Raw genomic sequence first — 8,870 nt, forward strand, 5'->3', positions numbered from 1 at the left:
TATGAAAGGCGACCGTTTAGTTATCCGCGAGCTGAATAAAAACTTAGGCTTGCTTTTGGTAACCATCAACCAATATTTTTTACATGCCCGCATTTTCAAAAACTGGGGCTTTGAAGATTTGGGCAAACATTTCTACAAACAATCCATCATCGAAATGAAAGCTGCCGATGATTTGATTGAGCGTATTTTGTTTTTGGAAGGCTTGCCGAACCTGCAAGAATTGGGCAAATTGCTGATTGGCGAGAGCACCGAAGAAATCATCACTTGCGATTTGACCAAAGAAAATGAAAAACACGAAGCCTTGGTCGCTGCTATTGCCTTGTGTGAAGAAAAGCAAGATTACGTCAGCCGCGACTTGTTGGAAAAACAAAAAGATACCAACGAAGAGCAAATCGACTGGCTTGAAACCCGGCAGGAACTGATTGCCAAAATCGGTTTGGCAAACTACCTGCAAACCGGGGCGCAAGAGGACTAAAACACAAACCACTACCATATATAGCGGTTCTCTTAACCCAATCAACGGTATATCTGTGAAGATATGCCGTTTTCTTTATGGTTTTTAGTCATCAAAAGGCCGTCTGAAAGCAATGAGCGTTCAGACGGCCTGGTTTTCATTTAACAAGTATTAAGTATTTTTATCCGCTTTACCGGCCCAATAAAGAAGCCAGCAGCGAACCGGAAATATTGTGCCACACGCTAAACAGTGCGCTCGGTACGGCCACCACCGGTGCTGCGGCAAAGTGTGCAGCTGCCAAAGCTGCGCCTAAACCGGAATTTTGCATACCCACTTCGATGGCCAAGGTTTTTTGCGCATCGTAAGACAGCTTGCAGAATTTGGCTGTCAAAAAGCCCAACAAATAACCGATACCGTTGTGTAGAACCACTACGCCGAAAATCAGCAAGCCGCTTTCAATAATTTTGCCTTTGCTGGCGCCGACCACCGCACCGATAATCAGCGTAATCGTAATCACCGAAATCAACGGCAATATGCCGACGGCTTTTTCGGTTTGGGTTTTAAACAGCGTATGCGCAATTACGCCCAGCACAATCGGGAGTAACACTATTTTCAAAATCGACACAAACATCGATGTGGCATTGATGTCGAGTAATTCATTGGCCAGCAGCATAAAAATCATCGGCGTGAGAATCGGTGCCAATAAAGTAGAAATCGAAGTTACAGCCACCGATAAGGCCACATTACCGCGCGCGAGATAAGTCATTACGTTGGATGACGTGCCGCCCGGGCAGCAGCCGACCAAAATCACACCAACGGCCACTTCGGGCGGCAGACTAAATAATTGGGTCAGCAGATAAGCCACCAGCGGCATAATCACGAATTGCGCCACCACACCGATAATCACGGCTTTCGGGTGTTGGGTAATGATTTTGAAATCCGAAGGGCTGAGCGTCAAGCCCATGCCGAACATCACCACGCCGAGTAAAACCGGTACATATTGCAGCACCCATTTAAAGGTTTCAGGGGAAACAAACGCGATGATGGCGCATAAGGCTGCCCAAAAAGCAAAGGTTTTGCCGATAAAATGGCTGATTTGAGTAAGTTTGTTCATCATTGTTGACAATAAAATAAAAATCGCAAGCATACACGCGTTAGCGGCAGAATGCAAAACAGGCCGTCTGAAAATATATTTTTGGGTTTTCAGAAAATATATTTTTGGGTTTTCAGACGGCCTTTACGATAATAATGAAATAACTAAGCATGCCAAAGCTTAACCGGATTGGTTGTCTGATTGGTAAGCCGATTGCGCAACCAACGCGCGACCGGTGCAATTTCGCCGGCCAGCATACCGATTTCGCCGATTTGGCTGTCGCGCAAGACATCCGCTGCTGCGCCGTGCAACCACACACCGGCTTGAACGGCTTCTTGCGTATCAATACCCTGTGTTAATAGGCTGCCGATGATGCCGCTCAACACATCGCCGCTGCCTGCCGTCGCCAATCCGGCATTGCCGCTGAAGTTGGTATAAATCTGCCCGTCGGGCGTGGCGACCAAGGATTGATGACCTTTCAATACAGTGATGGCATTGAATGTTTGGCTGATGGCTTTTGCCGATTCCATACGGTTGGCCTGAATATCGGCGGTGGTGGCTTGCAACAATCGCGCGGCTTCGGCCGGATGCGGCGTGAGCACCAATTGGCCGTGTTGCTCAGCCATATTGCGGTAGGTTTGTGAGCGGGCAATTAAAGTGAGCGCATCGGCATCGAGTAATAAAGGCCGATTTCGGGTGTGTTGCAATGCCCATGTGATGATGTGTTCCCCATCTTCCTGTAAACCCAAACCGCAGCCGACTACCCATGCACCGATATCTGTACGCTGGCAGAGTTGTCCTGCTGTGGAGAGCATGATTTCAGGCCGCTCGGGAATCACGGCAAAGGGCAAACCGGTTTGGTTAAACCCTGCCCAAACCTTGCCGCAGCCTTGATACACCGCCGCTGTAGCCGCCAATACAACGGCACCACTCATGCCCGCTGCGCCGCCGATTATGGCTAAAGTGCCGTAAGTGCCTTTGTGCGAATCGCCCACGCGCGGGCGGAACACATGCGGAAATTGTGTGGCCGTCTGAAAAAGATGTTCCGGGTTAAGAATTCGATAAGGTGGATAAATCATGATGATACCGTCGGCAAATTTGTTTAAAATGGGGCAAACACAAATCTTCTCCATCTTATAAGAAAGAGCATAACAATGAAACAGAAAATCAAAGTTTGGGATTTGCCCACACGCATTTTTCACTGGATGCTGGTGTTGGCCATTGCCTTTATGTGGTACAGCGGCGAGACTGGCGGTAACTTGCTCGCTTGGCATTTGCGCTGCGGCCTGTTGGTTTTGGCTTTGGTGGTGTTCCGCGTGTGTTGGGGTTTTTGGGGCAGCGATACGGCCAAATTCAGCCGATTTGTGCGCGGGCCGAAGCAGATTATCCGCTACCTTAAAGGCGAAATTACCGAAAACGAGCAGCCCGGCCACAATCCGCTGGGCGCTTTGATGGTGTTGGCTTTGCTGGGTGCGGTGTTGGTGCAGGTAACCACGGGCTTGTTTTTACCTGATGACAACACGTTTATTTTCAACGGCTATTTAAACAGTCTGGTAAGCAGCAGCACGGGTGCGGCCATGCGCAAAATCCACTTTGGTTTCTTCAATCTGCTGTTGATTTTGGCCGCAGTGCACATCATCACCATTTTGGCATATAAGTTTTTGAAAAAACACAATTTGATTACGCCGATGATTACCGGCTGCAAAGAATTGGAAGGCAAGCTGCCGTTACTGAAATTCGCCGGTTCCGGCAAATTTGTTGCGGCTTTGGTGGTGGCGGTGATTGTAGTAGCGATTGTGGCGAATATCGGCTAAGTTGATGTTTAGCTAACAAAAAGGCCGTCTGAAAGATTTTCTTTCAGACGGCCTGAGACCTTTGTAAAACCGCGGATTTGAGTGCAGTTCGAAGTTATAGCAGCACAGAAAGCGAAGATATATCATAAAGACAGGTAAGCTTTCGAGCGCATAACGAAGAAATGTGTCAAAGATGGGGATTTTGCAAAGGTCTCAGCCTTTAGTTTAACCGCGTTTTTTTTGAAAAAAAGCCTGTAACAGATTCCGGCATTCATCGGCCAACACACCGCCCAAAACGGCAGTGTGTTTGTTTAATAAGCTGTTCTCGAACAAATTCAACACACTGCCTGCTGCGCCGGTTTTCGGTTCGACCGCCCCGAAAATCACCCGTTTTACCCGCGCCTGAATCAGAGCCGAAGCGCACATCGCGCAGGGTTCGAGTGTGATGTAGATATCACAGCCGTCGAGACGGTAGTTATTCAATGCCGCGCCTGCTTGTGCCAAAGCGCGGATTTCAGCGTGGTGGCTGATGTTGCAGTCTTGTACGCAAGTGTTGTGGGCAGCGGCGATGATTCGGCCGTTGTGTACCACCACTGCGCCGACGGGAATTTCACCCGTTTGGCCAGACTGCTCGGCTTGCCGCAACGCTGTCTGCATAAAGCTTGCCATTTCAGACGGCGTAGGGAATACGGACACGGGCATATGCTGCTTGATTTTTTGGTTTAATGCCGCTTTTTGCGCCTCACTTAAATCGGTAGCGGCAACGCCCAGCAGCAGGGCTTCGAGTTGCCATAAGGTGCTTTGGGTGACGGTGCAGCCGGCAGCTTTGAGCAGCAAGAATGCTTTTACCGAACCGGTTTCACGCAAATCCGCCAAGGTTGTAATACCTAAGCGATTCAGCGCGGTTAAAGTTTTTGGTGCAATGGGCGGAGTGCTCAATTTCATTTCAGACGGCCTGTTGGTCAAAATGATGGCGCACTAAGTTTAAGGCCGTCTGAAGATAATTATCTCCGCTATAAGGATCAAGCGCGTGGGCGAACGGAATTTTGTGCAGCCAGGTAAGCTGCCGCTTAGCCAGTTGGCGGGTGGCGACAATGCCTTTTTCGACAAAGGTGTCGTAATCGGTGAGGCCGTCGAGATAATCCCATGCTTGGCGGTAGCCGACGCAGCGCATGGCGGTGGAATCGGGCGTCAATTCAGGATAGCGGCTTTTGAGCAGCAGCATTTCGTCTAAAAAACCTTGTGCCAGCATCTGCCCGAAGCGCTTGCCGATTTGCGCGTGTAATAAGGCGCGGCTTTCGGGAATCAGCGCAATGGTGCACAAATCCAGCGGCGGCGTGTAGGCGGATTGTTCGGCAAAATGTCGGCTTAAGGGTTTGCCGGTCAGCATAAATACTTCAAGGGCGCGTTCGATGCGCTGGCTGTCGTTGGCTTTCAGACGGCCTGCGGTTTCGGGATCGATTTCCTGCAAACGCTGATACAAATGCGCCAAACCGTGCGCGGCTTTATCGGCTTGAAGCCGGCTGCGGATGGCGGCATCGGCTTCGGGCAAATCGTTCAAACCTTCGGTCAGCGCGTGGAAATACATCATGGTGCCGCCGACAATTAAGGGCAGCCTGTCACGCGCATGAATCTCGTTGACCAAGCGCACGCAATCGGCGACAAATTCCGCCGCGCTGTAGCTTTCCAGCGGCGAAATGATGTCAATCAAATGGTGTGGCACGGCAGAGCGTTCTTCAGCGGTAGGCTTGGCGGTACCGATGTCCATATCGCGGTACACCAGCGCGGAGTCGAGGCTGATAATTTCCACGGGCAGGGTTTCGGCGATTTTGAGCGCGAGGCCGGTTTTGCCGCTGGCGGTCGGGCCGAGAATGGCAAAGGCTTTGGGCGTGTTCATACAATGATTCAGATAATAGGGAACGGTAAACTATAACAAAAAAGTTGAGACCTTTGCAAAATCCCCATCTTTGGCACATTTCTTCGTTATGCGCTGCTCGAAAGCTTGCCTGTCTTCATGATATGTCTGCGCTTTCTGTGCTGCTTTAACTGCGAACTGTACTCAAATTTGAAGTTTTGCAAAGGTCTCAGGCCGTCTGAACGTTTTGAGTTTCAGACGGCCTTGACATATTAAACCTTACAATGCTTCGGTAATCTCACCGAACACGTCAAAATAAGTCGGGAAGGTTTTGTGCGTGCATTTCGGGTCGTTGATGATAACCGGCACGCCCAGCAGCGACACCAACGAGAAACACATGGCGACGCGGTGGTCGTCGTAGGTATTGATGACAGCATCGGCGTTTAATTGTGCCGGCGGTGTGATGTGGATGGCTTCAGGTTCTTCCACCACTTCCGCGCCGAGTTTACGCAATTCATTGGCCATTGCGGCGATGCGGTCGGTTTCCTTCACGCGCCATGAGCCGATGTTGCGCAGGGTGCAGGGTTTGCCGCTGGCCAGCGCAATCACGGCCAGCGTCATGGCTGCGTCGGGAATATGGTTCGCGTCCAAATCAAAGGCTTGCACGATTCGGTTTTCGGGACGCGAAACTTCGATGAAATCGTCCCCCCATACTACGCCTGCGCCGATTTTTTCCAATTCGCGCGCAAAAGCCACGTCGCCCTGAATGCTGTTCAAACCGATACCCGTAACGCGTATCGGCGCGCCGGAAATCAGGCCTGCGCCCAAGAAATAAGATGCGCTGGAGGCGTCGCCTTCGACGTGCAGAACATCGGGCGCATGGTAACGCGCATCTGCCGGAATTTTGAACAAGCGGTAGTCTTCGTTAGCCACGTTCACGCCGAACTGCGCCATAAGCTTCAGCGTGATGTCGATGTAGGGCTTGGAAATCAGCTCGCCGACCATATGGATTTCAAAGGCCTGACCGGTCAGCGGCAAGGCCATCAACAGCGCGGTCAAAAATTGGCTGGATACGTTGCCTTTAATCGGAATCACGCGCGCGCCGTTGTCGGTAAACGCGTTGATATTCAGCGGCGGATAGCCTTCGTTGCCCAGATATTCAATGTCGGCACCGGCAATGCGCAGCGCATCGACCAAATTGCCAATCGGGCGCTCGTGCATACGCGGCACGCCGTGTAAGTGGTAATTGCCACCTAAAACGGCCAAAGCAGCGGTTAACGGACGGAATGCGGTGCCGGCGTTGCCCAAGAACAAATCGGCTTCACGATTGGGGAAAGCGCCGCCTGTGCCGTGTACTTTCAGACGGCCTGTTTCTAAAAATTCGATTTTCACGCCCAGTTTATCCAAGGCTTCGAGCATGCGGTCGGTATCGTCGGATTTCAGCAGGGAGCGGATTTCGCAGACATTGTCGGATAATGCGGCCAGCAGCAAAGTGCGGTTGCTGATGCTTTTAGAGCCGGGCAGGGCAATGGTGGACGGTTTGAGGCGGGAAGCGGGTAAGCGGATGGATTCGGTCATGATGTCGGGAATGAAAATGGTGGAATAACAGAATAAACGCATTATACACAGTTCGCCCCGATTACGGATAAGCAGTATGCAAGCCTGATGTGGGTTTTCGCCATTCTAATCAAGCTAAATGAATTTTCAGACGGCCCGAAACCTTTGCAAAACCTCAGATTTAAGGCAGTTCAAAGTTGTAGCAACACAGAAAACAAAGGCCTATCATGAAGATAGGCAGGCTTTCCAGCAGCGCAACGAAGAAATGTGCCAAAGATGGGGATTTTGCAACGGTCTCGGCCTTATATTGGAAAATAGATAAATCACGCATAAAAATGGCGCAAGTTGGATAAATAAAATATAAATGATGAGCGTGTATAGATTGAAAAAGGCCGTCTGAAAGATATTGTTTTCAGACGGCCTTTTATTCATGGCGCTTAGCCCACTTTAGCCAAGGCATCAGCAAATGAAGCAACCGTGCGGTCGGTGTTTTGCAGTTTGTCCAAGCCGAACAAGCCTAAGCGGAAGGTTTGGAAATCGCTGCGCTCGCCCACTTGCAGCGGAACGCCTGATGCGATTTGCAAACCTTGTGCGATAAAGGCTTTGCCGTTTTGAATGTCGGGATTATCAGTGTAGGCCACCACAACACCCGGTGCTTCGAAGCCTTCGGCAGCCACGCTCGGATAGCCGCGTTCGGCCAATAAACAGCGGATTTTGTTGCCCAATTCGGTTTGGCGGTCACGCAGGGTTTCAAAGCCGATGGCTTCGGCTTCGCGGATGACTTCGCTCAAGCGGAACAAACTGTCGGTCGGCATAGTGGCGTGATAAGCATGGCCGCCGTTTTCAAAGGCTTCTATGATTTGCAGCCATTTTTTCAAATCTACGGCGAAGCTGTCGGACTGGGTTTCTTGTGCTTTTTGGTAGGCGGCTTCGTTCAACATCACCAAGCCGGCACATGGTGAGCCGCTCCAACCTTTTTGCGGCGCGGAAATCAACACGTCGATGCCCAGTTTTTCCATATCCAGCCAAATGCAACCTGAGGCAATACAGTCAATGACCAGTAAGCCGCCGGCTTCATGCGTGGCTTCGGCTAAGCGGGCGATGTAGTCGTCAGGCAGGATGATGCCGGACGCGGTTTCAACATGCGGCGCAAATACTACAGCTGGACGGTATTTGGCAATTTCGGTGCATACTTCATCAATCGGTGCAGGTGCGAAAGGTGCTTGATATTCGTCGGCTTGGCGGGCGGTCAAGACTTTGGTGTCATCGGTAATACAGCCTTGCTCGATGATTTGTGTCCAGCGGTAGCTGAAAAAGCCGTTGCGCACAATCAGGCATTTTTGATTACGGACAAACTGGCGTGCCACGGCTTCCATGCCGGTGGTGCCGCTGCCCGGAATCACGGCAACGTGCCGGGCATGGTAAATGGATTTTAAGGTAGAGGAAATATAGCGTAAGGCCGTCTGAAACTTTTGTGACATGTGGTTTAGGGCGCGGTCAGTGTATACCACCGAATATTCCAGCATACCGTCCGGGTCGATTTCCGGGCGGGGTAATGTAGCAGACATGGCGTTTCTCCTTGCGTTGTAGTTGGATGTTGTGCGGAAATCATATCATTTAAAAAAGGCAAATAAAAGGCTGACTTTACAGTATGAATGAAATGAAGCCGCCCGAACTTGATTTTCAGACCCTTTAAAAAATTCCAAACGAGAAATAGAATAGGTTTGAATGGTTTTGAATATTTTAAGTAATTGAAATAAATATATATTTAAACAAATTATCAGTAGAATTAATGCAAATTATCAAAAAAGATAATTAGCCAAACCGCCTTGCTTGCGTTTTTAATGGTGTCAACGACAGGCACTTGCCGATGGTGCCAGAAGAGGTTTCGGGTTAACAACTTGCGTGTCGCAAACTTAAGCGGTATGGCTTTGAAGACGGTCATACCGCTCTTTTTTTGTTATTAACTATGCTTTCATTACTAGGCCGTCTGAAATTTCAGACGGCCTGAGACCTTTGCAAAATACCGGCCGTCCCATCCAAACGGTTACCTGAACAATCAGGTAACCGTTTTTTCATTTTCAGACGTGTTTCCCGTCCGTATTTCCCCCAATCAGC

The 8,870-nt window shown here is 50.1% G+C and carries 7 protein-coding genes and 1 pseudogene; 2 read left to right on the forward strand and 6 right to left on the reverse strand.

Annotated features, from left to right (window positions below):
• The first annotated feature begins 1 nt into the window (after window position 1).
• Entirely contained in the window at window positions 2–475 is a 474-nt protein-coding gene (gene bfr, locus ACFPVS_RS10850; protein WP_123804863.1) for a bacterioferritin, read from the forward strand.
• A 150-nt stretch (window positions 476–625) separates the two neighbouring features.
• On the opposite strand, the pseudogene ACFPVS_RS10855 reads toward bfr, so the two are convergent.
• Both ACFPVS_RS10855 and ACFPVS_RS10860 read right to left on the reverse strand, forming a co-directional pair.
• A pseudogene (locus tag ACFPVS_RS10855) lies at window positions 626–1,568 on the reverse strand (bile acid:sodium symporter family protein).
• Between the two features lie 143 nt (window positions 1,569–1,711).
• Complete coding sequence (locus tag ACFPVS_RS10860) at window positions 1,712–2,626, reverse strand: NAD(P)H-hydrate dehydratase (RefSeq protein WP_096296127.1); 915 nt, start codon at window positions 2,624–2,626, stop codon at window positions 1,712–1,714.
• A 75-nt stretch (window positions 2,627–2,701) separates the two neighbouring features.
• Here ACFPVS_RS10860 and ACFPVS_RS10865 point away from each other — a divergent pair, with 75 nt between their 5' ends.
• Window positions 2,702–3,361: a cytochrome b/b6 domain-containing protein gene (locus ACFPVS_RS10865; protein WP_096295349.1), complete on the forward strand. Its 660-nt coding sequence runs from the start codon at window positions 2,702–2,704 to the stop codon at window positions 3,359–3,361.
• A 204-nt stretch (window positions 3,362–3,565) separates the two neighbouring features.
• Here ACFPVS_RS10865 and tadA read toward each other — a convergent pair whose 3' ends face one another.
• From tadA to ACFPVS_RS10885, 4 genes are all read right to left on the reverse strand, one after another.
• On the reverse strand, window positions 3,566–4,285 hold the full coding sequence (gene tadA, locus ACFPVS_RS10870) for a tRNA adenosine(34) deaminase TadA (RefSeq protein WP_096295348.1): 720 nt from the start codon (window positions 4,283–4,285) through the stop codon (window positions 3,566–3,568).
• A 1-nt stretch (window position 4,286) separates the two neighbouring features.
• Window positions 4,287–5,237, reverse strand: coding sequence for a tRNA (adenosine(37)-N6)-dimethylallyltransferase MiaA (gene miaA, locus ACFPVS_RS10875; protein ID WP_096295347.1), 951 nt, complete (start codon window positions 5,235–5,237; stop codon window positions 4,287–4,289).
• Window positions 5,238–5,474: 237 nt separating this feature from the next.
• Window positions 5,475–6,773, reverse strand: coding sequence for a 3-phosphoshikimate 1-carboxyvinyltransferase (gene aroA, locus ACFPVS_RS10880; protein WP_123805014.1), 1,299 nt, complete (start codon window positions 6,771–6,773; stop codon window positions 5,475–5,477).
• Window positions 6,774–7,189: 416 nt separating this feature from the next.
• Window positions 7,190–8,320, reverse strand: coding sequence for an aminotransferase class V-fold PLP-dependent enzyme (locus tag ACFPVS_RS10885; protein ID WP_123805010.1), 1,131 nt, complete (start codon window positions 8,318–8,320; stop codon window positions 7,190–7,192).
• Between the last annotated feature and the right edge of the window lie 550 nt (window positions 8,321–8,870).

Source organism: Neisseria weixii, from assembly GCF_042658245.1.
GTDB lineage: Bacteria > Pseudomonadota > Gammaproteobacteria > Burkholderiales > Neisseriaceae > Neisseria > Neisseria weixii.